Here is a 24,401-nt window from a genome sequence, read left to right as displayed (position 1 = left end):
CTACCCCATCGCGCCTTCAAATCAGCCTTTCAACTCCTGTGCGGGCTGATTTTTCACACGGCGTCTAACGGCGGCACGTCTTAGGCCTGCTCGTTTTCAATCAGGCTTTTGCGGATTTTCCGCCCCCGTTCGATGCGGTCCACAATATACGCTTCATCTCCCCATCGGATGGCGCGTGCCATGGCTTGTGCGTCTTCCATGAAGCGCGCCAGCATTTCCAGAAGCGCGTCCCGGTTTAACAGAAAGATATCGCGCCACATGATGGGGTCAGAGGCTGCGATACGGGTAAAATCCCGAAAGCCGGATGCGGCAAAATCCAGCACTTCCGAACGCGTTTCATCTGCCAGATCATCAGCCGTGCCACAAATGGTAAAGGCCAGCAGGTGCGGTAGGTGACTCACAATGGCGCAAACACGGTCATGATGCGCCGGGGTCATTTCCCTCAGACGCGCCCCACACCGCTCCCACAAAATGCGAATGGCGCCCACGGCTTCAACAGGCGTGTTGTCCAGCGGGGTCAACAAGCACCAGCGTTTTTCAAATAGCGTAGCAAAACCTGCATCCGGCCCGGAAAACTCGGTGCCCGCCATTGGGTGCGCGGGCACATAAGGGACATCGGGCCGCAAATAAGGGGTAATGGCTTCTATGACCGAAACCTTGGTTGATCCCACTTCTGTCAGAATCGCACCCGGACGCATGGCGGGCAACACCTGCGCAGCAACAGGCCCCATTGCCCCCACAGGCACGCACAGCATGACACAATCAGCTTGGGCTGCAGCCTCGGCAGCATCGGCCATGACTTCGTCTGCTATGCCTAACTCGGATACCCGCGCCCTGACCTCTGGCGAAACATCAACCGCAATGACACGCCGAGCCAGCCCTCCGAACTCCCGCGCACGCCGAAGGACAGAAGATCCGATCAGCCCCGGTCCGACCACCACCAGCGTCTCGAACACAGGAGGAAGAGGCACCGCTGACGCAACGGGACGACTCTGGTTGTCAGGCATGGAAAGCCCCGCATCAGCCACGCCCGTCACTCCTTCACCACGGAAGAAGCCGGAACATAGCCAACCTCTGTTTTAGGCATGGGCTTGGCGCTTGTCGTCCGCAATCCACGCACTTCCATGAACTGCCACAGCAGCAATACCGGAATACCAATAGCCAGTTCACGCCCACGCCGCAGGAGAGAAAGCCCGAGAGAGACGGAAGAATCGATTCCAAAGGCATGACCAAGGGCCATATAGGCTCCTTCCTGCACACCAAGACTCCCCGGCACCAGAAAGCCGAGTGACATGATGGCGCACGTCACACCCTCAACAGCCACCGCGTTGGGGAAGGAGAGAGACGCGCCAAGGAAACCCGCTGTCATCCACAGCATGGCGGCACTCCCCAGCCACCCCACCAAATGGTAGGCGGCTGAAGCGCAGATACGGCCAGGACGGCCCCATACTGCTTCCATCCGTTCCTGCAGATCATCCGCGCCATTGAGCACGCTGTCATGCCACTGAGACGCCAGACTGCGGGTGAACATCCCCCCAAAACGGCGGAAAATGCTGCCACCATGCCGTTGGGTCCAGATAAAGCCTGCCGTGCCGACAATCAAAAACACTGCCCCTATAATGACAGGCATCACAAACGGGCTGTTGCGCTGGTGGGCCACCAGAAACGCCACCCCCAGAAGCACAAAGGCCACCTGCCCCATCACTTCCGTGGTGATATCCACCAGATTGGCGCACGCGGCTTCTGGCAGATCGACCTGTCTGGCCTCACGCCCATGCAGGCCGTGCCCGGAACAGGTGGCCCGAATCCCGATGACAATCCCCCCAAGCTGGGAGAACGGCAAGCAGGTGGCCGCAGCATCACGCACCATCCGCGCACCAAGCAGGCGCAGATAACCAATCTCGGGAAACGCAGCGTGCCAGGCTAGGCCCAGCACTCCGTCCACCGCCAACTGACAGCATACCATCAGAAGAAAGCCGCCCAGACCAATACGCATAACAGCATGAACCACAGAGCCAAAACCGCTCCATGCCATGGCTGCCGTAATGGCCAAAAGGCCCAGCAAAGTGAGAAAAATCGTAAGCTTTTTCAAGGCCTAAGCTCTATCTGCCCGAGAAGCCCCCCTGGGCCTCCCAGCGCCTGGCGGCAGTCAGTCCATCCAGGAGGGCTTTGTTCGTGAGTGGAGGATCACTTACACCAGCACGGGGTCTGGCGCCACCTTGGAGGGCAGGATAAAGAGACAATCCAGCCGTTCGGGTTTCACACCCGTCCTTTTTATACCCTTGTGGGAGCGCACTTTCATGACCGCCCATACGCTCGTAACCGGCGCGACAGGTTTTGTCGGGTCTGCCGTAGCCCGTACGTTGCTGGAACGCGGCCACACCCTGAGACTGATGGTGCGTGAAGGCAGCGATCGCCGCAACATTGCCGATATTCCGGCCGAACTGGTGGATGGTGATCTGTCCCGCCCGGAAACCTTCGCCCGCGCGGTGGAAGGCTGCCGCTATGTGTTTCATGTTGCTGCTGATTACCGCCTGTGGGTGCCTGATCCCGCCCCCATGATGACGGCCAATGTAGAAGGCACGCGCCTGCTGATGCTGGCAGCGCAGAAAGCTGGCGTTGAACGCATTGTCTATTGTTCCTCCGTTGCGGCACTGGGCCTGATTGGCGACGGTACGGAATCGGATGAAGAGACTCCTGTGCAAGAGCATGGCGTCATTGGCATCTACAAGCGTTCAAAATATCGTGCGGAACAGGAAGTTCTGCGCCTGGTGCAGGAAAACGGCCTGCCCGCCGTTATTGTGAACCCGTCCACACCCGTTGGCCCGCGCGATATCCGGCCGACACCGACAGGCCAGATGATTCTGGACTGCGCAGCGGGCCGCATGCCCGCCTACGTGGATACGGGCGTGAACATTGTGCACGTGGATGATGTGGCAGAAGGCCATGCTCTGGCCCTCGAACGCGGCACCATTGGCGAGAAATACATTCTGGGCGGAGAAAATTACCTGCTGCGGGATCTGTTCGCCATGGTGTCTGAAATTGCCCATGTGCCACCGCCGCGCATCCGTCTGCCACAGGAAGTGATCTGGCCTGTTGCCATTGTTTCAGAATGGCTTTCCCGTTCTTTTGGGTTCTCTCCGCGCGTTACGCGTGAGATGCTGGCCATGTCCCGCAAGAAAATGTTCTTTTCATCAGAAAAAGCCATCAAGGAACTGGGCTATTCCCCTCGCCCTGCCCGCAAGGCGGTGGAAGACGCCATTACCTGGTTCCGTAATAATGGAATGCTGAAATAAGGAGGCTGAGGGATGGTTTTCGGCCTGGCTGTTCTCTCCGCGCTCATCTGGTTCGGGCTCATCTTTTTCCACGGTAAATTCTGGCAGGGCGGCCCCATTCTCCGCCCAGCCAACCCTTCTCATACCCCTGCGGATATTGCCCCCAGTGTCACAGTGGTCATTCCAGCGCGTGACGAGGCCGAAGGCATTGAAGCTGCGCTGGGTTCCCTGTTGCAGCAGGATTATCCCGGCAAGCTCTCCCTCATTCTGGTCAATGATCGCAGCGAGGACGATACGGGGGCCCTTGCCCGCAGCCTTCCAGACCCCATGGGGCGCCTCACAGTTCTTGATGGTGCCGACCCATCTCCCGGCTGGAGCGGCAAGCTCTGGGCCGTGGCGCAAGGTGTGGCGGAAGCCCGCCGACAACAGGAACAGGACACCGGCTATATCCTGCTGACAGACGCGGATATCGTCCACGCACCGGCCCATGTTTCCACTCTGGTCGCCAAAGCCCAGACAGATGCCTTGCACATGGTTTCTGAAATGGTGGAGCTACAGTGTGAAAGCCTGCCAGAGCGCGCTCTGGTTCCGGCCTTTGTCTTCTTTTTCGCGCTGCTCTACCCCTTCGCCAAGGTCAATGACCCTGAAAGCCGCACCGCTGGCGCTGCTGGGGGCACCATTCTGATCCGGCGCGACACCTTGGCCGAAATCGGCGGAATTGCCGCACTGAAAGGTGCGTTGATTGATGACTGCACATTGGCCACGTGCGTCAAACAGGCCGGAGGACGGCTGTATCTGGGTCATTCATGCCTCGCCAAATCCATCCGCCCTTATCCATATGTGGCTGATGTCTGGCGCATGATTGCCCGCACCGCTTATGTTCAGCTTCGTTTTTCGCCCGTGTTGCTGGTGCTCACGGTTCTCGCCATGTGCGTGGTGTGGGTGGCACCTGGCGTTATTGCGCTGTTTGGTCACGGTCTGGCCCGCTGGGTCGGGGCGGCCACATGGTTGGTCTCCATCGGTTCCTTCGTGCCAACCCTGCGGCGTTTCCGTCTCTCCCCCTTGTGGGCACTGACCCTGCCGTTTGTGGCGCTTTTCTACACAGCAGCCACCATCGGTTCCGCGGTCAATCATTACTGTGGGCGTGGTGTGGTGTGGAAAAATCGCGCCTATCGGGAAGCTATTCCCAATGATGGGCGCATTAGCCCTACCCCTGCGCCGCAGGAAGAACCGATTCGCTCCGCCCAGCGGGGTGCCGGCCCCGGCCGGTAACCCCACCCCAAGCAGAACAGGCGGAGCAATACCCCAGCACCACAGGGCAGGCGAAAACCCGGCCCTGCTTCAACCCAGGACCCAGCCAGAAAATCTGTCTGCACGCGCAAGGAGTAGGCACGCCTGAACAGAGGGTGTAAAGGTCCGCTTCATGATAGCCAACCGCGCAGAGCCGAGCATGACCGAGACATCATCTGTATGGGGCACGGCAGACGTTTCCTCCGGCAAGGGTGCGTCTGACGAGAATTTTCCTGTTGGCTCCCTGCTGATCAGCAAGGCGCTGCGCCCGCATGTACATGCCTATTACGCCTACGCCCGCGTGATTGATGACATTGCGGACTGTGAAACCCTGACACCAGAAGAAAAGCTGGCCCGCCTGAACGCCATGGAAGACGTTCTTCTGGGCAAGCGGGAAGCCATTACACGACAGGACTCCATGAGTGCCGCCGTGCTCCGGGCCTCTCTCACCCGCACCGGGGTTCCCTTTGAAACCGCCACAGATCTGATCATCGCCTTCCGGGATGATGCTCGCGGGGTGGAATACAAAACGTGGGATGACCTGCTGCGCTACTGTAAATATTCCGCCAATCCTGTCGGGCGCTTCCTTATTCAGTTGCACCGTGAAAGCCTCAATGCTTTTCCGGCATCTGATGCGCTGTGCACCTCTCTCCAGATTCTGAACCATCTACAGGACTGTCAGGGGGACCTGATCCGGCTGAAACGCTGCTACTTGCCGTCAGACATGCTGGCACTGGCTGGAGCATCGCAAGAGGACATTCTGGCCGGACGCACCAGCCCACGCCTGCGCCGCGTCTTCAATACCCTGCTGGATGGTGTGGACGATCTCAACCGTCAGGCCTCCACGCTGCCCTCCCACATTAAAGACCGCCGTTTCCGTATGGAATGTGCCGCCATTGTGGAACTGGCCAAGCGGCTGACCCTGCGCCTGCGCCGGGAAGATCCTCTGGCCGGGCGGGTTGCCCTGAAACGAACTGATGCCATGCATGCAGCCCTTGCGGCCCTGCGGGGATGGTCTTGAGCTTTCCCTCTGCCGGAAGTTCTGTAAAAAGACCGTGTTTCGAACAACCATGAACCAACAGGTGGAAAGCGCGTGACAGCCGAAGACATCCAGACGCATGACAAGCCAACCCCGCTTGGGTGTGATCCTGCTGATCTGGCGTGGGTAGAAAGCACTGTAAAACAGGCTGGCACATCCTTTGCCGCCGGTATGCGCATTCTGCCCCCCATGCGCCGCTACGGCATGTACGCCATCTATGCCTTCTGCCGCGTGGTGGATGACATTGCCGATGGGTATGAACCCATGGAAGAGCGCAAGGCCCGTCTGGACGCATGGCATCAGCACATTGCTGATCTCTATGATGGCAAAGCAATTGACCCGCTAGACCGCGTTCTGATGGCCACCATCCGTTTCTTCTCCCTTCGGCAGGAAGATTTTGATGCGGTGATTGACGGCATGATCATGGATGCCGAAAACACCATTGTTGCCCCGGATGAAAAAACGCTTGATCTGTATTGTGATCGCGTAGCCTCCGCCGTTGGTCGCCTTTCTGTCCGTATTTTTGGGGACAGCACGCAGGAAGCGGACAAAGTGGCACATCACCTCGGCCGCGCTTTACAATTGACCAACATCCTGCGTGACATTGCAGAAGATGCCGCGCGTGGTCGGCTGTATCTGCCTGGCGATTTGCTGACACGCTTCAATGTGCCGCATGATCCCATTAAGGCGCTCTCGGCTCCCGGCTTGCAAGATGTGGCCAACATTCTGGCCGCCCGTGCGGAGGATCATTTCCGTGCCGCTTTTGCCACCATGCGCCACTGCCGCCCCAAGGCCATGCTGCCAGCGCGCATCATGGGGGCAAGCTATGAGGCTGTGCTGGTAGCCATGCGGAAGCGCGGCTGGAGCAGCGCTGTCTTGCTTGACCGGCCTCACACCTCCACTCTGGGCAAGGCCTTCTGGCTGACCGCCTCCTACCTCCCGTAAGCTGAGAGCGGAAAGAGCACACAGAATGGCAGGCACCCTGCACATTATTGGCGGCGGCATGGCCGGACTGGCCGCAGCAGTAGAAGCGGCTGGCGCTGGCAAGCATATTGTGCTGCACGAAGCCGGACGCGCCTGTGGCGGTCGTGCCCGTTCCTATGAAGATCGTCAGATCGGGTGCCGGATTGATAACGGGAACCATCTGCTTCTTTCCGCCAACAAGACCGTGTTCCGCTATCTGGCCATGACCGGCGGTCTGGATACGTTAACAGGCCCGCGGGAACCCCTGTTTCCGTTTGTCGATCTGGCCGAAGATGCACGCTGGACGCTTGATCTCTCCCGCGGGCGGGTTCCGTGGTGGGTGTTCCAGCCGCATCGCCGGGTGCCGGATATGCGATTGGTGGAACTGCGCAGCCTGCAAAAGCTGATGTCCGCCAAGGAAGATCAGACCGTGGCCGAGTGCCTGCTGCCGGGTGCCTTTTCCCGCCGTCTGCTTGAGCCCTTTGCTATTTCCGCACTCAACACCCCCTGCGAGACAGGCAGCGCTGCCCTCCTTGGCGCGGTCATTCGGGAATCCCTCTCTCTGGGCGGGGAAGCCTGTGTGCCATGGTATGCACGGGATGGATTGTCCGAGACACTGGTGGACCCCGCGCTGGCGCATCTGCGTGTGATGCAGGCGGAAATCCGGACCCAAAGCCGCATTGGCGGCTTGGATATTGAGTGTGGCCGTATTACTGCCCTGCACGGCCCAGAAGGCAGTATTCCGCTGACGGACGAAGATTTTGTTATTCTTGCCGTGCCTGCCCCGGTTGCCGCCGGCCTGCTGGATGGCCGGGTGCAGGGCTTTACCGCACCTGATGCGTTTGAAAGCATCCTAAACCTGCATTTCCGTCTGGCAGCCCCCCCGCGCCCGCTTGGCACATTCGCCAAAAGTGGATTCATGGGGTTGGTGGGCAGCATTGCGGAATGGGTTTTCCTACGGGATGACATCCTCTCCGTAACGGTCAGCGCCGCAAACCGCTTTACGGAACAGGACCCGGATGAACTAGCCCGCACCATCTGGCAGGATGTCCGCCATGCGTGTGACCCGGTTCTGATGGAAGCCCTGCCAGACACCCCGCCCCAGCAACGGGTGGTGTGGGAGAAACGGGCCACCTTTGCCGCCACCCCAGAACAGAACCGCCTGCGGCCCGGTCCGGCAACCGCACTGGTCAATCTGGCGCTGGCTGGTGACTGGACGGCAACCGGATTGCCCGCCACACTGGAAGGCGCAATGCGCTCAGGTGTAAGGGCTGTTTATACGCTTGGACTTCGCTCTCCGTCATGATCCCATCATGTCGGGTTTTTTCCAATTCAACGCTGAAAGCTAAAAGGAACAATCGACATGGCCGCTGACGGCAGCGCTTTTTCCGACGCCCCCGTTTCCAAAGAAACACTGGATCGCGCAGTCACAAACGCTCATGCCGCATTGGGCAAGCGCCAGCAGGCTGATGGCCACTGGGTTTACGAACTTGAAGCTGACGCCACCATCCCAGCGGAATATGTGCTGCTTGAGCACTATCTGGACCGTATTGATGATGCGCTTGAACAGAAAATAGGGAACTACCTACGCCGTATCCAGAGCAAGGATCACGGTGGCTGGCCACTGTATCACAACGGCAAGTTTGATCTCTCCGCTTCGGTAAAAGCCTACTTCGCGCTTAAAGCCGTTGGGGATGACATCAACGCCCCGCACATGCGCCGGGCACGGGAAGCCATTCTGGATCACGGTGGCGCAGAGCGCACCAACGTGTTCACCCGGTGTCAGTTGGCCCTGTTTGGAGATGCCCCGTGGCGCGCCACGCCGGTCATGCCGGTGGAACTGATGCTGCTGCCCCGCAAGGCATTCTTCTCCGTATGGAACATGTCTTACTGGTCCCGCACGGTGGTGGCGCCCCTGCTGGTTCTTGCGGCCCTCAAACCTATTGCCATCAACCCACGCCAGATTCACGTGCGCGAACTGTTTGTAACCCCCCCGGAAGTGGTGAAAGACTGGATCCGTGGTCCTTACCGTTCCGTCTGGGGCCGGGTCTTCAAGGGGCTGGATACGGTTCTGCGCCCGGTTCTGCCGTTTATTCCGACCAAAACGCATGACAAAGCCATCAAGGCGGCAGTGGACTTCATTGAACCCCGCCTGAACGGAGAAGATGGACTGGGTGCCATTTATCCGGCCATGGCCAACGTGGTCATGATGTACCGGGCTCTTGGTGTGCCGGATGAAGATCCCCGCGCGGTAACGGCATGGAAAGCGGTGCAGAAGCTGCTGGTCATCAAGGATGATGAAGCCTACTGCCAACCCTGCGTCTCCCCCATTTGGGATACCGGCCTGTCTGGCCACGCCATGCTTGAAGCCGCCTCCGGCCCCAATGGCGTGGCTCCGGAAGAAACGCTCACGGAACTCCGTAAAGCCAGTGCATGGCTGCGCGACAAGCAGATTCTGGACGTGAAGGGCGACTGGGCCATCAACAAGCCTGACCTTGCCCCCGGCGGCTGGGCCTTCCAGTACGGCAATGATTATTATCCAGATGTGGATGATACCGCTGTTGTTGGCATGCTGCTGCACCGTGAAGGAGACCCGGCCAATGCCGAGGCTCTGGAACGCGCCCGCCAGTGGATTATCGGTATGCAGAGCACCAACGGGGGGTGGGGCGCCTTTGATATCGATAACAACAAGGATCTGCTCAACCACATTCCGTTTGCAGACCATGGCGCGCTACTTGACCCGCCGACAGCGGACGTTACGGCACGCTGCATCTCCTTCCTGGCCCAGCTTGGCCATGTGGAAGATCAGGCAGTTATTGACCGTGCCATAGAATATCTGCGCAAGGATCAGGAAGAAGACGGTTCCTGGTTTGGCCGTTGGGGCACCAACTATATTTATGGCACATGGTCTGTTCTGTGCGCCTTCAACGCGGCAGGTATCTCACATGATGATCCGGCTGTGGTGAAAGCAGTGGAATGGCTGCGCTCCGTTCAAGGTGCCGATGGTGGCTGGGGTGAAGGCTGCGAATCCTATGAAGGCGGCGCACACGGCACCTATGGCGAGAGCCTGCCGTCCCAGACCGCATGGGCTACGCTGGGCCTGATGGCCGCTGGCCGCCGGGATGATCCCGCCGTAGCAAAGGGCATGGCATGGCTGGCCGAACAGCAGGATGAAAACGGCGAATGGCATGAAGATCCCTACAATGCCGTTGGCTTCCCGAAGGTGTTCTACCTGCGCTACCACGGTTACAAGCAGTTCTTCCCGCTGATGGCGCTGGCCCGCTACCGTAATCTGGAAAGCAGCAACAGCCGCCGCGTCGCATTCGGGTTCTGAGGTTTCATGGCACAGCCTGCCCACCCATCCCCATCCCGGCCGGGTATTCTGGTCGGGCTTAAGGCCGAAGCCCGCTTTATCCGGCAGGTTTTTCCGCATGCGGCCATCGCCGCCAGCGGGGCCTGCCGTGCTGGCGCACTGCGGGAAGCCGCTCGCCTTGCAGCCTGTGGTGCAGATTGCCTTCTCTCCTTCGGGCTTGCCGCTGGCCTCGACCCGGATTTGCCTGCGGGCAGCATTATCGTGCCAGAAAAAGTCTCGGCATGGGGCAGCTCTTACACGGCAGACGCTACCTTGCGCCACATTCTGGGGGCCGGGCAGTCTGGTGTCCTAAGCGGATCGTTGCTCCACAGTGACGACGTTGTGTTGAGCGCGGATGAAAAGGCGCGTCTGTTCGCGTCTTCTCATTGTGCTGCGCTGGATATGGAAAGTGGTTTTCTGGCCCGTGCTGCTGATGAGGCTGGGCTACCATTCGCCGTACTGCGGGTGGTATGTGATCCCGCAACCCGTTCTCTTCCTTCCATTGCAGGCACAGTGTTGTCACCCGATGGTGGCCTGAAGGTTGGAGCGCTTACAAAGTCCCTTCTGCGCCATCCCGGCCAGATTCCGGGGCTTATTGCCTTGGGCCGAGACGCAGGAATGGCTCGCTCGGCCATGCAGACTTTTCTGAACCACCAGCGCGCCCAACCGGCCTTTGCGCGTTTGGCTGCCTGACCCGTTTAGCTGCCTGAACAGCCTCTTTAAAAAATAAGCTCAGCCGGAAAGCTCACGCAGTCTGAGCCGTTTTCCATTTCACCCTATTGCTGCCCCTTTTCGCTCCGTCGTGAGCGAACACGGCCCAACGGTCCCTTTTTCAGCATTAACGCCCCGTCTGCATTATTCCCTCGGAAAAGCCGGACATTTCTGGGCGCTGGCAAGACGCGCCTTACCCCACGATATCAGCCAAAAAATCATTCTATTCAGGCAAGGCAGCCTTCCCTTATTGCGGCAGCCAGCATTTTCACACTCTTCAGCACAAGACGGATTTGCTTGCTATCCCTGCGCCTCGGGGAACGACGACCGGCTTTTGTCTGTTACAAATTCCTGAAAAAGTGCTCGGCATGAGGCGTATCAATACGGGCATCACCCGTTTAACGTTATGCTCGCAAACGCCTTCTCCACTATCAAGCAACGGGAGCCCCTGGGTTGTCAGACGTCATACTGGCCTTCAATTGCGGATCATCCAGCCTGAAATTCACGTTATTCCGTTTGCAGGCACACGCTGCTCCAGCCGTGCTGGCACATGGCGCAGTTGAGACAACGCCCGACTCCCCGCGCTTTCATGCTGTGGACAACACAGGCACCGTTCTGGCGGATTGTACCTGGAGCCAGCCAGACCATACGGATAAAACAGCCCCGTTTTCGCTTGGTCCGCTTTTCAAATGGATAGAAAGCCATCTTGATGGTGGAAAAGTGGTGGCTGTGGGCCACCGTGTGGTTCATGGCGGCCCTGATTTCATCGCTCCGGTTCGCATTACACCGGATATTCTGGCGCAACTGGAAAAGCTGACGCCCTTCGCCCCCCTGCATCAGACCGTTACACTCGCCCCGATCAAAGTGATTGCGCGCGAACGCCCTGATCTTCCGCAGATTGCCTGTTTTGATACAGGTTTCCACCACACCATGCCCCCGCTGGCCAAATTACTGCCCCTTCCCCGCCGATACGATCAGGCAGGCGTACGGCGCTACGGTTTTCATGGCCTTTCCTACGCCTATATCTCCTCCCGCCTGCGCGAGATTGATCCCAAACTTGCGCAGGGCCGGACCATTGTTGCGCATCTGGGCAGCGGGGCCAGCCTGTGCGCCCTGAAAAACGGCCAGAGCATTGAAACCACCATGGGGTTCTCCGCGCTGGACGGACTGATGATGGGCACGCGCTGCGGAGCGCTGGACCCAGGGGTCCTGCTCTACATGATGCAGGAAGAAGGCGCGGGATGGCATACCATTGTTGATGTCCTCTACCATCAATCCGGCCTGCTGGGCGTGTCCGGTCTTGCGGCAGATATGCGCTCCCTCCGCGAGCAGGCAAAGGCGTCCACCCCACAAGCTGCCAATGCGCGGGAAGCCCTCAATCTGTTCGCCTATCGCGTGGTGCAGGAAATCGGTGCCCTTACGGCCATCCTGCAAGGGTTGGATGGGCTTATCTTCACCGCAGGCATTGGCGAGAATGATGCCGCCCTTCGTGCAGAGGTGTGTACTGCCCTGCACTGGGTTGGTGTGCGTCTGGATGCGGAGGCCAACCAGCGCCATGCCCCCATTATCAGCACGCCCGATAGTTCCGTCATCATCCGCGTGGAGCCAACAAATGAAGAACTGATGATCTGCAAGGATGTCATCTCAACGCTGGATCTGCTGGCCAAAGCCTCTCCGGCCTGACCCTTGCGCCTCCTGCTTCCGGCCTCTTTCCTGAAAAAGGACACTCCATGAGCACGCAAACTCCCTCAGCACCGCTTTCAGCCGCAGATCTGGCCCTGTTCAACAGGTGGTGGCACGCTGCCAATTATCTCTCGGTTGGTCAGATCTACCTGCTGAAAAATGCTTTACTGCGTGAGCCACTGAAGCTGGAGGACATCAAGAAACGCCTGCTGGGGCATTGGGGCACAACGCCCGGCCTGAATTTCATCTGGCTCCACCTTAACCGTATTATCCGCGCGCAGGACCGCAACATCCTGTTCATCGCGGGGCCGGGTCACGGCGCTCCGGGGCTGATTGCCTCCACATGGATGGAAGGCACCTACACAGAATATTTTCCGGATGTAACGCAGGATGAAGAGGGCATGACCCGCCTCTTCCGCCAGTTTTCGTTCCCGGGCGGCATCCCCAGCCATGCCGCAGCCACCACGCCTGGCTCCATCCATGAAGGGGGAGAACTGGGCTACAGCCTCTCCCACGCCTATGGCGCGGCTTTTGACCATCCTGATCTGGTTGTGGCCTGCGTGATCGGTGATGGAGAAGCAGAAACGGGTCCACTGGCCACATCCTGGCATTCCAACAAGTTTCTTGACCCCAAGACAGACGGGGCTGTGCTGCCCATTCTACACCTGAATGGCTACAAGATTGCCAACCCCACCATTCTGGCCCGCATTCCCAAGCCCGAGCTAAGAGATTTCCTGAAAGGCTGCGGGTATGACCCCATTTTTGTGGAAGGGCATGAACCTGACCCCATGCATCAGGCCATGGCCACGGCCATGGATCAGGCGTTTGCCAGCATCAGCGCCATTCAGGAAAAGGCCCGCACACAGGGAGACACCACCCGCCCCGCATGGCCCATGATCGTGCTGCGCAGCCCCAAAGGCTGGACCGGCCCCAAAACGGTTGATGGCCTGCGCACGGAAGGGTACTGGCGCTCCCATCAGGTGCCGGTGGACAATATGAGCAAGCCCGGCCATCTGGCGGTGCTTGAAGAATGGATGCGGTCCTACAAACCGGATGATCTGTTCACACCCGAAGGCGCATTAAAACCGGAACTTGCGGCCCTTGCGCCCAAGGGCGACAAACGCATGAGCGCCACGCCCTATGCCAATGGCGGCACCCATCTGCGGCCCCTGCGTCTGCCCGACTTCCGCACCCATGCGGTGCAGATCACAGCCCCAGGCCAGACCGTAGCGGAATCCACACGCATTCTGGGCTCGTGGTTGAAAGATGTCATGGCCGCCAATGCGGATAAACGGAACTTTCGCATCGTGGCCCCGGACGAAAACAACTCAAACCGCCTGAACGCCGTTCTGGATGTGACCAACCGCGCGTGGAACGCGGAAACCTATTCCTATGATGACCATCTCTCCCTTGATGGCCACGTGATGGAAATTCTAAGCGAACATACGTGTCAGGGCTGGCTGGAAGGCTATCTGCTGACGGGCCGTCATGGCTTCATGTCCTGTTATGAAGCGTTCATCCACATTGTGGATTCCATGGTTAACCAGCATGCAAAATGGTTGAAAACAGCTTCTGAAACCGAGTGGCGGCAACCTATTGCCTCGCTGAATTATCTGCTGACCTCTCACGTCTGGCGGCAGGACCATAACGGGTTCAGCCATCAGGACCCCGGCTTTCTCAACCACATGGTGACCAAAAAAGCCGAAACGGTACGGATCTACCTGCCGCCGGATGCCAATACGTTGCTGTGTATAACAGACCATTGCCTGCGCAGCCGGAACCGTATCAACGTGATTGTGGCGGGCAAACAGCCGGAACTTCAATGGCTGGACATGAATGCCGCACTCACCCATTGCCAGCAGGGCATTGGCATCTGGGAATGGGCCAGTAACGATAAAGGCTCAGAACCGGACGTGATTATCGGTTGCGCGGGAGATGTGCCGACACTGGAAGCACTGGCGGCTGTCAGTATTCTCAACAAACATATTCCGGACCTGAAAATCCGTGTGGTCAACGTGGTTGATCTCATGACGCTGCAAACGCCAGACCAGCACCCGCACGGCCTGCCAGACGCCACGTTTGATACCCTGTTCACAACCGACAAGCCGGTTATTTTCGCATTCCACGGCTATCCTGCTCTGGTGCATCAGCTTATTTACAAGCGCCGGAACGCCATCAACTTCCATGTGCACGGGTTCCGTGAGGAAGGCACAACCACCACCCCGTTTGACATGACAGTGCGCAACCATCTGGATCGCTTCCATCTGGTGTCCAACGTCATCCGGCACGTGCCCAGACTGGCCTCCAAAGCGGCTTACGCCCACCAAGCCGTGCTGGACAAACTGGCTGAGCACCAACGCTATGTGTGCGAATATGGAGAGGATATGCCGGAAATACGGAACTGGAGCTGGACGCGATAAGCCCGGTTTTCCTTCATCGCTTGCCGCGGCAGGGAAACCTGCCGCTGCCCCGCCTTTCATTGCATTGCATCAGAGCTGTTGTCACTGTCAGATTGATAACGTAATGTTCTTAACGAGGAACATTTAGCCGACACTTCACGCTCCACCCGGCCTTTCCTCCGCCGTGATCGTTCCTGATGCAACGCTTTTAGGATATCTTGGGGTTTATTGATGCCATCTGCTCATTCTTCTCCTCCCACCCGCAGGCAGTTGCTGACGCGCATTGGCACTTTGGCAGGAAGCGCCGCCCTTTATCAGGCCATGACCAGTCTTGGCCATGCTCAGGGAACGGATTTCAAAGGGCCGCCAGCCCTTGGCGGAGCCAAAAAAGGAACCAAGGTTCTCGTGCTGGGGTCTGGCCTTTCGGGCATGCTCTCCGCCTATGAATTACGAAAAGCCGGCTACGATGTTCAGATTCTTGAATTTCAGAGCCGCAGTGGTGGCCGCAACATCAGCCTGCGCGGTGGCGATACCGTAACAGAACTGGGCGGAGCCACGCAAAAAGTGGGGTTTGCGCCGGGCAATTACATCAACCCCGGCCCGTGGCGTATCCCCTATCATCATCAGGGGCTCCTGCATTACTGCCGGGAATTTGGCATCCAGCTCGAACCGTTTATCGAGCTCAATCATAATTCCTGGCTGCACTCCACAGGGGCCTTTGGCGGCAAGGCCGTCCGTTATCGGGAATTTGCATCGGATTTCACCGGCTTCACGGCCGAACTGATTGCCAAAGCCATTGATCAGCACAAGCTGGACGATCTTGTCAGCGAGGACGAACGCGACCATCTGCGCACGGCCATGAAATCTTGGGGTGGGCTGGCGAAGGATTACACCTACAAGAAAGGAAATACCAGTTCCCTTCGCCGTGGCTTCGCCCGCCCGCAAGGCGGCGGCATTGATGGCGCGCCCATTCCCTCCGATCTGTTCGCACGGGACGATGTCATGAAGTCCGGCCTATGGAACTGGATGGCCTTTCATGAACGGCTGGATATGCAGACCACCATGTTCCAGCCTGTTGGCGGCATGGACCAGATTGGCAAGGGCTTCACCCGGCAGGTAAAGGATCTGATCACGCTCAACTGCAAGGTCACAGCCCTGCATCAGGACCAGAAAGGCGTGACCGTTACCTATAATGATATGGCCAACGGTGGAGCGGTGCGCCAGGCCCAGGCCGATTACTGCGTCTGCACCATTCCGCTCTCCGTTCTGTCCCAGTTGGATGTGCAGGTCAGTGACGCCATGAAAGCCGCCATTCTGGCCGTGCCCTATGCGTCCTCGGTCAAGATGGGCATGGAATTCAAACGCCGCTTCTGGGAGGAAGATGATCAGATTTACGGTGGCATCAGCTTTACTGACCAGCAGATCAGCCAGATATCCTACCCCAGCCACGGTATTTTCTCCAAAGGGCCGGCGGTTCTGCTGGGGGGCTATATGTTTGGCCCCGCCGCGTATGATTTTGCAGGCATGACCCCCAAGGAACGGCTTGAACGGGCCCTGACCCAAGGTACAGCCATTCACCCACAATACCGCAAGGAGTTTTCAAACGGCGTCAGCTTTGCCTGGAGCCGCGTGCCCTGGACTCTCGGCTGCTGTTCCATGTGGACGGAAGAGGCCCGCAAAACCCACTACAAAACACTGTGCAGTGTCGATAACCGGGTTGTTCTGGCTGGTGAACACGCTTCCTACATTGGCTGCTGGCAGGAAGGAGCCATCCTCTCCGCGCTGGATGCCGTCACCCGTCTGCACAAACGCGCACTGGGAGCCGCCTGATGCGTCACATTCTCCTTCTCTCCGCCCTTCTGCTCTCCCCCGCCCTTATGCCGGATGTCGCCCATGCTGACAGCGCCAGTTCAGTTGAAGGCAAGGTGCAGACGCTGCCCGATGGTGCTGCGGTTTACAAACATGTCTGCCAAGGGTGCCATATGCCGGACGGCAAAGGCGCGGAAGGCGCTGGAGCCCGCTTTCCCGCGCTGGCAGGAAACCCCAAGCTACAAAGTGCCGAATACCCGGCCTATGTGGTGCTGAACGGATTTGGTGGCATGCCATGGTTTGGTGTGGCGCTGAATGACCAGCAGGTGGCCAATGTTGTGAATTACGTTCGCACGCACTTTGGCAACCACTATACTGACACGCTCAAGCCTGAAGACGTCGCCGCCATGCGGCCTCACCTGACTGTAGAGGATGAATAACGTGCGCCTTTCCAAAACTCTTCTTTCCGCTGGTACGCTGGCGCTGGTTGCCGCCACAACGGCCATGCCGCTGGTGGCCAAGGCTGAAACGGGCATTGTGCGTCATGCCGAAGGCGATTTTCCGATCTCGACCTCCATTGAGGTTCCGGCAGGAGCGAGCACCATCTATCTGAGCGGCATGGGGGCCCCGGTGCAGGATAAAACTGCTCCGCCCAAAAGCCTTGAAGCCTATGGTGACACGCAGACCCAGACGCTTGCCTCTCTTCAGCGCATTGAAGCCGAGCTAAAAAAGCTGAACCTGACCATGGGGGACGTTGTGCAGATGCATATCTACATGGTGGCCGACCCTCGCACAAAACAGCTTGATTTTGCAGGCATGATGAAAGCCTACACCCAGTATTTCGGCACAGCGAAACAGCCCAATCTGCCGGTTCGCTCTGCTTTTGCCGTGGCGCAACTCGCCAACCCCGGCTGGCTGATCGAAATTGAAGTAACGGCTGTACGCGCGCCCAAAAAATAAGGCGGTCGCTTAAAAAGACCTCAGACTTTCAGGTTCGGGGTCTTTCAAGAAAAAATCCCCCGCTCATAAAAAGCGGGGGATGGTTTTTTATTCTCTTGCTCTCGTAATACCGAAGCAACGAAAGCAGCCAAGGCAATCTGAGTCAAAAATCCTGCCAAACTGGCCGGGAAAGCGTCTCAAACAGCCGGTTACTTTCCATCCATCCGTTCAACCGTTCCATCTGCATCGTCACCCAGAAAAAAATCTTCCGGATCTTCTGGCACGGGCAGATTAAGCAGATAGAACCCGAACAGAACGGTCAACGCCCCCAAAATGACAGGCACCCAGCGAAACACTGTAACCAGTGTCGTATCCTGCGGGCTGCTCCTGACCACCATGACCCAGCCGCTGATACACAGAAGCGCAAATCCTCCCAGAAAACAGAAGGAAATCAGCAGAAGCCGACGCACATAAGATGAGGACTGGCTGCGCATGGGGGCCCCCTGCAATTACTGTTTGAAGGCCCGCGCTAACACATTCTGCGTTTCAAGAGAAACAGGAAGTGTGGTGTTGGTAAGCGGCACGCCTTTCCACCCAGCGCCCAAAGCCGTGTAAAGGTTCACGGCATCACGCAAACGTTCCAGCTTGGCCAGTGCTTCTTGGTTCTGGGCATTCAGGGTTGTGCGTTCCGTGGTCAGCACTTCCAGAAAGCCAACCAGACCAGCACCGTACAGCTTGCGTGCCCGCTCGCTGGCAGTCGCACTGTCTTCCGCAGCCTTATGCAGTTGCTCGGCATATTCAATGTCATCATGCCAAGCGGCCATGGCATCTTCAACTTCCTTGAAGCCGGTCAACACCGTCTGCCTATACTCCAACCGCGCGGCCTCGGCCGATGCCTGTGCTGCCCGGACTTCCGCCGTCATCTTGCCGCCATGCATCAAGGGCAGGCTGGCCATCATCAGGAACTGCCAGCTCATGGCGTTCACCTGGAAGAGCTGGTACATGGCTGACGCGTTGGGGTTGAACGTCAACGGAATAACAAAGTGCGGATACAGGTTGGCCACCGCCACACCAATCTGCGCCGTTGCCAATGCATATTTACGTTCCGCCATCCGGATATCCGGGCGGTTCGCCATCACAATGGACGGCATAGTCGCGGGGAACGCGGGAACCGTCGGCAGCGGCCGCACCACCTTGAGCTGATCTTCCAACTCGCCCGGCATTTTCCCCAGCAGCACAGCAATGGCATGCGTGATCTGGGAGACACGGGTTTTCAACGGTTCACGGGCCGCAATCTGGGAATCCAGTTCCGCCTGCGCCTGTGCAATCTGCAAGGTGTTGCCCACACCTTCCAGATACAGCTTGTTGGTCAGGTCCACCGCATCCTTGGCCACCCGGATATTGTCCGTGGCGATATGAATCTGCAACTGCGTTACCCGCAGCAGCATGTAATCAGACGCCAGTTCGGAAAGCAGCGTCATCAACAGGGCGCGGCGGCCTTCAATGGACGCTTCCACCGCGCGCTCGTGCGCTTCCACATCGCGGCGGATACGGCCGAATACGTCCATTTCCCATGTAGCCATGGCACCATATGTCAGCATGGACGCTTCTGGCCGGTTTTGCGGATTACCCGGACGAATGGGCCAGTTATCAATGTTCAGAGAATACCGAACATCCCCCCCGCCCATATTGGCGTCCATCTGCGGATACCATTGGGAAGCTGACCGATCACGAATAGCCCGTTCCGCCAGAATACGCTGACCAGCGATCTGGAGATCAAAGTTCCCTTCAATCGCCTGCTTCACCAGACTGGTCAGCATGGGATCATTGAAGGAAGCCCACCACTCGGTCATTTCCTGAGTGGTGTGTGCAATTTCTTCCGGAGTTGCGGGGTGTTCCTCCGCCGCTTCCTTGAACTGCGCAGGCACTTTCATGCGATCAGGCTGATAGTTCGGCCCAACTGTGCAGGCCGAAAGCAGCATGGAAGACGCCATGAACAGGCCGAGGCGACGACGAACCTTCATTTTCCGTTTCCCGTCGCGCTCAGAGATGATCTTGCAGCCAGGTCGTCAGCTTACCCCGACGCCCACGTGGCTCTGGTCCAACACTGACAGTCGCCGTCATGCCCGCTGCCAGCGTAACGCTGTCCGGCACATGGTCCAGATGGATACGAACCGGAATACGCTGGGCCAGACGCACCCATGTAAAGATGGGGTTCACGTCCTGAAGGCCCAGCTTGTCGGGGGTGCCGTTGGTGTCATTGATACCACGGGCGATACTGACAACATGGCCTGTCAGGATAGGTTTATACCCCATCAGCTTCACGCGGGCTTCATCCCCCACATGCACGCCCCACATCTTTGTTTCCTCAAAATACCCGTAAACCCAGTAGGAATCAGAATCGATCACGGCCATCCGGGCCTGCCCGGCAGATGCGTAATCCCCCACTCGTACGTTCAGGTTGGTCACATAGCCATTAACGGGTGAATACAGCACGGAACGCTGGAGGTTCAGCTTTGCCAGATCCAGCGCCGCACGGGCGGCATCCACAGAGGCAATCTGGGTTGCCACATTGGAGTTGAAGACTTCCTGCTCTTCCGCTGACACAATGCCACCCAGCCCCATACGGCGGCGTGCATCATTACGCTTGAGCTTCAGGTCTTCCAACGCGCCATCCAGCCGGGCCTGTGCTTCCCGAATCGCCAGACGGAACCGCACCGGGTCCAGCACGAACAAGGGATCGCCCTTATGAACAAACTGGTTGTCCACCACCGGAATCTGAACCACCGTTCCCGCAACTTCAGGGGCAACGTCAACCACATACACACGCACGCGGCCATCACGGGTCCAGGGCGCAATCATGTAAACGTTCCAGAGGGTTATCCCCAGAACAATGGCCAGTGAGACGACCGCCAGGGTCAGAATAACTCGTATCAGGGTGCGCAGAAGGGGCATTGCGGGGACTCAAAAGCCTTTATCGGGGGATCAGACGTACAGGATCAGCAAGCAGAAAATACACACGTAAAGAGAGACTTCGAACAGCGCGATATGCCAGAACCAGCCCAGCAGGCCGCTCCACCACAAGGCGAACCGTACAAACATCGTGAGCGGCAGAGCCGCCAGCGCATAGACAACAACCGGCGCCATAAAGACACCGAAAAGATTGAATTCCGTCAGCATGACGCCATTCTCGTTCCAACCATCACCGTGCGTGTTCTCTCTCACCTGCCGGCTGGTCTTTCTGTCCAACGGCAGCCTGTTCCACACGGTCAAAAATATGACAGCATTGCTCCAGTTCGGCGGAAGAGACATCCGCTGTCAGACGGTTTGTCACCTCATCAGCCGCGCGGCTGACCAGAGCGGCAACATCCCGCCCTTCTTCCGTAATACTGACAAGTTTGGAACGGCGATCATCCTCATCAATTTCACGCACAATAAAGCCGCGCTTCTCCAGCACGTCCAGAAGCCTCACAAGCGAAGGCGCTTCCAGCGAGAGGGAACGGGCCAGATCAGTCTGCCTGACCGGGGCTGATGAAAAATTGAGATAATAGATGGGCCGCCACGTTGCGTCCGTCAGCCCGAATTCCCGCAAATCTGCATCAATCTCACGCCGCCATACGGACGCAAGACGAGCCAGCCGGTACCCGAAGGACCGGCGGATCTCATGACTGTTAGCGGAATCGTGGTCAGGTTCCATAAGGTGCCCATACTAGCAAGTATACAAACTGTTTGCACACTTACAAAATGCTGGGCTCATCATTCACAGAAAATATACTTCCCCGCCAATGCAAAATTGGAATGGAACCTATGGGCAAAGGCGGAGAGAAAAAGAAAAACGCTTAGTTTTTCTTGCGGCGCACCACATCCCACACCTTGCGGGTGCCGTGGCGGCCCAGAGAACTGGCCACTGTGGCGGTAACAGCCGCCATGGTCACAGATTCCTTCATCTGGGTCATGCAGCGGTTACGGGCAATGCGTGCATCCACTTCCGCCGTTGTCAGATAGGAACGACGGCCAAACAGCACGCAGATCAGGGCAACCAGCAGATCAAGCGCGAACACCGCAAACGCAGCGCTCACCGGCCCCCAATGGAATGTAAACAGGAAAAGGGCCCACAGGAGTCCATGCCCCGAGACCAGCGCAAAAAAGCCAAACACAGCGGCAACCACCAGGAACGCAGCCTGACGGCCAAGGCGAATGGCCATCTGCTGCATGAGGCTTGATTGGGCATGCAGGGCTGACCTGCCAAGTTCAAAGATACGCATGGACTCCGAGACTACCTTCGTTCAGATGACGTTACGCTTCAGCGTGACAACCGACCGAGGATAAAGCCCACAACGCCAGAAATAGCGATAGAGACCAGAGAGGACGGACCACGCGTCTGCTTGGAAATATCATTGCGCGCATGATTGGCCAGTTCACGCGCATTGGCAACCGCCTGCTCGGTCAAATTCTCGGCTTTGCCACCAGCGTTCGTCAATGCAGGCACGATATGTTTGGTGATCAGGCGTTCAACGTGGGCTTTTACCGCTTCAATTTCATCGCGGGCCGTTTCTGCAGCATTTTCACCCGCAGCCTTTACATCCTTGAGCTTATCAGAAGACATGGAAAACCCTATTCGTTCTAGAATTATTGAAGATATCCTTTTAACGGATCGGTAAGGACATCGTTGCATGCATACAACGCATGGCTCGCCACCGCCAATGGCGCTTTTGAACTTTACGTATAACCCAACCGCGCCAGGGCTCAGCTTTTCCGTCCATACGGGGCGCTGTGTGGCTCTTTTGGGAATCGGCGACCGATCACAGGATTTTGCTTCCCTTTCCCTTGCGCTGGCAGGACACATCCCGGCCCGTGCCGGGAGTCTGCAGGTGAGCGGAGAGAATGTCACATCCCAACCCGCCGGACACCGGAAGCTGGCCACCATCGGCCCGCACACGCCCCTCTTCCCTCACCTTTCTGTGGCGGAGAACTGCCTTTTCCCACTCAAGGCCAGCAATCAGCTATCCGCCAGCGCCATGCAGCATCGGGTAGCGGAAACGCTTGCCCTGACGGGACTGGACGCAGTACGCGCCCTCTTGCCCGATAAACTGACCGCAGAGCAGATTTTTCGCGCTCAACTGGCCCGCGCCCTTATTCTCCGCCCTGAAGCTATTGTGCTGGACCATCCGTTCACCGGGCTGGATCATGTCGGCATCCTTCGCCAGATAGCGCTGCTTGAAAAACTCCAGCGCGCCATTGGTCTGAGCCTACTTCTCCTCACCCACAACCGCACGGAAGCCCTGTTGCTGGGTGATGTCATCGGCGTGATGGAGAACGGTCATCTCCTTCAACTCGGCAATGCCCCCACCCTGCTGCAAAGACCAGCGAGCGAAAGCGTTGCCGTTGCGTTTGGGGAAGCCAATGTCCTGACAGGCAAAGTGCTTTATACTGATGATGACTGCGCCGAACTGCGCCTGCCCTCTGGTGAGACCGTGGAGGCCATGGCCTCACACGGGCTAGAAGAGCATGATCTGGCCGCCATTTGCGTCCCGCCAGACAAGCTTTCCGTCATGTTTCCACGCTCCGCTACCCTTGCAAAAGAGGAAACCGAGGGCATGGTCGTCGGCACATTGGTCTCTGCCCGTCACCTTGGCACCGTCATTCATATCCGCTTCCGCATGCAGGATGGAGGGGAACTTATTGCGCACCGGCCGCCCGTCCATACCCTCAAGGATCTTGAGCCTGGGCGGCTGGCGTTGCTGGCGTGGCAAACAGCAAACGCAACTGCCTTCCCGATGGACCAGAAATCAGGCTAAAGTAAATTAGAGCCCAGCCGTAACCGCGTGAGGTCACCCTGTTTTTTTCTTTCCGTCGTCCCAGACATCGTCGGTCTTCTGTTCTGGACCGCTCCAGCCAGGTAGCACCTGCCCCGCTTCTGCGGCGCAGTTTGGGGGCGTTTGTCATTGGGATGACGTTATTACACAGTGGAGCACAGGCCAGCACGCATTTCTCCCGTCACACCACCCGGTCGGTAACACCTCCTCTGCGCGTTCTGACATTTGGCGGGACAATTTCAGCAACGCAGCAGAAAATTCTGTTCAAACCTTATGCTCAGCTTCTCAAACGCCCCATAACCATAACCTCGTGGGACGGCGAAATTGACGTCCTGCACAAACAGGAAACCGTTGCCCCCCATCGCTGGGCCGCAGTGATGATGGAAGACAGCAGCCTACAAATCAGTTGTTCTCTCGGCCTGCTGGCGCGAGATCCCACAGACAGTTCTAACAATAGCTGTGGACAACCTTCCGCCGCCATTGATTTTGCCATGGCGTGGGACCGCTCCCGCTTTGAGACCACCCCCACATGGGCCGATTTCTGGGATGTTGCCCGCCACCCCGGACGCCGCAGCCTCCGACGAGACCCCCGCACCACTCTGGAAATTGCTCTTCTGGCGGATGGCGTGCAGCCTGAAGCCCTTTACCGTGTGCTGAGCAGCAATGAAGGGCTGGATCGCGCCTTTCACAAACTGGAGCAAATCCGTCCTTATATTGTTTGGTGGTCCACCCCTGCGGAAGCCGCGCATATTCTGAAAAGCGGTGGTGCTCTTATGGGCTGTGTGCCCACAGGTGAAATTCTCAGCGCAACCCCCGCTGAACGCTTACGGTTTGGCGTTTTCTGGTCACAGCGCCTGCAAGTCAATTACGCATGGGGCGTTCCCAAAAGCTCCGCTCAGGACAACACGGCTCTGGCTTTTACATCCTGGCTTGAACACCCAACCCAGAAGCAGGCTTTTGCCAACGCCTGGCCCTCGCTCCCCTCCCTTACGGAAATCAATTCAGGCTCACCGGAGTTGCAGCACCTCCCAGCGGCCATCCCTGTTGACGATGCATTCTGGAGCGCCCATCTGGCCACCATCTCTGCTCGTTTTGAGCACTGGGCCCAAGAACCCTAACCATAAA

The 24,401-nt window shown here is 58.0% G+C and carries 23 protein-coding genes; 14 read left to right on the top strand and 9 right to left on the bottom strand.

All coding sequences use genetic code 11. The features are described 5' to 3' along the window. Positions 1 to 80: 80 nt before the first annotated feature. A complete protein-coding gene (locus tag QWU00_RS10440; RefSeq protein WP_052051584.1) occupies positions 81 to 1,007 on the bottom strand; it encodes a prephenate dehydrogenase/arogenate dehydrogenase family protein in 927 nt (308 codons plus the stop codon). Between the two features lie 26 nt (positions 1,008 to 1,033). Then, the gene (locus tag QWU00_RS10435) at positions 1,034 to 2,092 is read right to left on the bottom strand and encodes a lysylphosphatidylglycerol synthase domain-containing protein (RefSeq protein ID WP_006558202.1); all 1,059 of its coding nucleotides are present in this window, start codon (positions 2,090 to 2,092) and stop codon (positions 1,034 to 1,036) included. Positions 2,093 to 2,300: 208 nt separating this feature from the next. On the opposite strand from QWU00_RS10435, the gene hpnA reads away from it, so the two are divergent. The 12 genes from hpnA (at position 2,301) to QWU00_RS10375 (ending at position 17,481) form a co-directional block, all read left to right on the top strand. Beyond that, positions 2,301 to 3,296 (top strand): hopanoid-associated sugar epimerase, encoded by a 996-nt coding sequence (hpnA, locus tag QWU00_RS10430; RefSeq protein ID WP_006558203.1) that lies wholly within the window; start codon positions 2,301 to 2,303, stop codon positions 3,294 to 3,296. 12 nt (positions 3,297 to 3,308) lie between these two features. Further along, positions 3,309 to 4,547, top strand: coding sequence for a glycosyltransferase (locus QWU00_RS10425; protein WP_035382464.1), 1,239 nt, complete (start codon positions 3,309 to 3,311; stop codon positions 4,545 to 4,547). 178 nt (positions 4,548 to 4,725) lie between these two features. Then, positions 4,726 to 5,586, top strand: coding sequence for a squalene synthase HpnC (hpnC, locus tag QWU00_RS10420; protein ID WP_035382510.1), 861 nt, complete (start codon positions 4,726 to 4,728; stop codon positions 5,584 to 5,586). A 72-nt stretch (positions 5,587 to 5,658) separates the two neighbouring features. Next, entirely contained in the window at positions 5,659 to 6,549 is an 891-nt protein-coding gene (gene hpnD, locus QWU00_RS10415) for a presqualene diphosphate synthase HpnD (RefSeq protein WP_035382465.1), read from the top strand. 25 nt (positions 6,550 to 6,574) lie between these two features. After that, positions 6,575 to 7,873: a hydroxysqualene dehydroxylase HpnE gene (gene hpnE / locus QWU00_RS10410; RefSeq protein WP_035382466.1), complete on the top strand. Its 1,299-nt coding sequence runs from the start codon at positions 6,575 to 6,577 to the stop codon at positions 7,871 to 7,873. Positions 7,874 to 7,930: 57 nt separating this feature from the next. Continuing rightward, a complete protein-coding gene (gene shc / locus QWU00_RS10405; RefSeq protein ID WP_035382467.1) occupies positions 7,931 to 9,901 on the top strand; it encodes a squalene--hopene cyclase in 1,971 nt (656 codons plus the stop codon). A gap of 6 nt (positions 9,902 to 9,907) precedes the next feature. After that, the gene (locus QWU00_RS10400; RefSeq protein ID WP_035382468.1) at positions 9,908 to 10,612 is read left to right on the top strand and encodes a phosphorylase family protein; all 705 of its coding nucleotides are present in this window, start codon (positions 9,908 to 9,910) and stop codon (positions 10,610 to 10,612) included. Positions 10,613 to 11,083: 471 nt separating this feature from the next. Further along, positions 11,084 to 12,313 (top strand): acetate/propionate family kinase, encoded by a 1,230-nt coding sequence (locus QWU00_RS10395; RefSeq protein ID WP_035382469.1) that lies wholly within the window; start codon positions 11,084 to 11,086, stop codon positions 12,311 to 12,313. Between the two features lie 47 nt (positions 12,314 to 12,360). After that, entirely contained in the window at positions 12,361 to 14,733 is a 2,373-nt protein-coding gene (locus tag QWU00_RS10390; RefSeq protein ID WP_035382470.1) for a phosphoketolase family protein, read from the top strand. A gap of 210 nt (positions 14,734 to 14,943) precedes the next feature. Then, positions 14,944 to 16,542: a flavin monoamine oxidase family protein gene (locus QWU00_RS10385; RefSeq protein WP_006558213.1), complete on the top strand. Its 1,599-nt coding sequence runs from the start codon at positions 14,944 to 14,946 to the stop codon at positions 16,540 to 16,542. After that, positions 16,542 to 16,961 carry a c-type cytochrome gene (locus QWU00_RS10380; RefSeq protein ID WP_035382471.1) on the top strand — a complete coding sequence of 140 codons (420 nt, stop codon included), beginning with the start codon at positions 16,542 to 16,544 and terminating at the stop codon, positions 16,959 to 16,961. Before QWU00_RS10385 ends, QWU00_RS10380 begins: the two co-directional genes overlap by 1 nt. 64 nt (positions 16,962 to 17,025) lie before the next feature. Then, positions 17,026 to 17,481 carry a RidA family protein gene (locus QWU00_RS10375; protein ID WP_086898027.1) on the top strand — a complete coding sequence of 152 codons (456 nt, stop codon included), beginning with the start codon at positions 17,026 to 17,028 and terminating at the stop codon, positions 17,479 to 17,481. A 188-nt stretch (positions 17,482 to 17,669) separates the two neighbouring features. Here QWU00_RS10375 and QWU00_RS10370 read toward each other — a convergent pair whose 3' ends face one another. The 7 genes from QWU00_RS10370 to QWU00_RS10340 all read right to left on the bottom strand — a co-directional run bounded on the left by QWU00_RS10370 (position 17,670) and on the right by QWU00_RS10340 (position 22,066). Further along, positions 17,670 to 17,954 (bottom strand): hypothetical protein, encoded by a 285-nt coding sequence (locus tag QWU00_RS10370; RefSeq protein ID WP_035382473.1) that lies wholly within the window; start codon positions 17,952 to 17,954, stop codon positions 17,670 to 17,672. Between the two features lie 15 nt (positions 17,955 to 17,969). After that, on the bottom strand, positions 17,970 to 19,484 hold the full coding sequence (locus QWU00_RS10365) for an efflux transporter outer membrane subunit (protein WP_006560262.1): 1,515 nt from the start codon (positions 19,482 to 19,484) through the stop codon (positions 17,970 to 17,972). 19 nt (positions 19,485 to 19,503) lie between these two features. After that, positions 19,504 to 20,415: a biotin/lipoyl-binding protein gene (locus QWU00_RS10360; protein WP_006560263.1), complete on the bottom strand. Its 912-nt coding sequence runs from the start codon at positions 20,413 to 20,415 to the stop codon at positions 19,504 to 19,506. A gap of 30 nt (positions 20,416 to 20,445) precedes the next feature. Beyond that, entirely contained in the window at positions 20,446 to 20,640 is a 195-nt protein-coding gene (locus QWU00_RS10355; RefSeq protein ID WP_006560264.1) for a DUF1656 domain-containing protein, read from the bottom strand. A gap of 22 nt (positions 20,641 to 20,662) precedes the next feature. Beyond that, positions 20,663 to 21,157 carry a MarR family winged helix-turn-helix transcriptional regulator gene (locus QWU00_RS10350; RefSeq protein ID WP_006560265.1) on the bottom strand — a complete coding sequence of 165 codons (495 nt, stop codon included), beginning with the start codon at positions 21,155 to 21,157 and terminating at the stop codon, positions 20,663 to 20,665. Between the two features lie 142 nt (positions 21,158 to 21,299). Then, entirely contained in the window at positions 21,300 to 21,725 is a 426-nt protein-coding gene (locus QWU00_RS10345; RefSeq protein WP_035382474.1) for a phage holin family protein, read from the bottom strand. 38 nt (positions 21,726 to 21,763) lie between these two features. Then, positions 21,764 to 22,066, bottom strand: coding sequence for a hypothetical protein (locus QWU00_RS10340; RefSeq protein ID WP_006560365.1), 303 nt, complete (start codon positions 22,064 to 22,066; stop codon positions 21,764 to 21,766). A 67-nt stretch (positions 22,067 to 22,133) separates the two neighbouring features. On the opposite strand from QWU00_RS10340, the gene QWU00_RS10335 reads away from it, so the two are divergent. After that, positions 22,134 to 23,258: an ABC transporter ATP-binding protein gene (locus QWU00_RS10335; protein WP_052051580.1), complete on the top strand. Its 1,125-nt coding sequence runs from the start codon at positions 22,134 to 22,136 to the stop codon at positions 23,256 to 23,258. Between the two features lie 152 nt (positions 23,259 to 23,410). After that, positions 23,411 to 24,394, top strand: a complete 984-nt coding sequence (locus QWU00_RS10330; RefSeq protein WP_150395593.1) for an extracellular solute-binding protein — start codon at positions 23,411 to 23,413, stop codon at positions 24,392 to 24,394. Positions 24,395 to 24,401: the final 7 nt, after the last annotated feature.

Origin of the sequence: Acetobacter tropicalis (assembly GCF_030644465.1) — a bacterium.
GTDB lineage: Bacteria > Pseudomonadota > Alphaproteobacteria > Acetobacterales > Acetobacteraceae > Acetobacter > Acetobacter tropicalis.
Note: the sequence above shows the minus strand (reverse complement) of the source record. Positions and strands in the feature narration are given on the sequence as shown.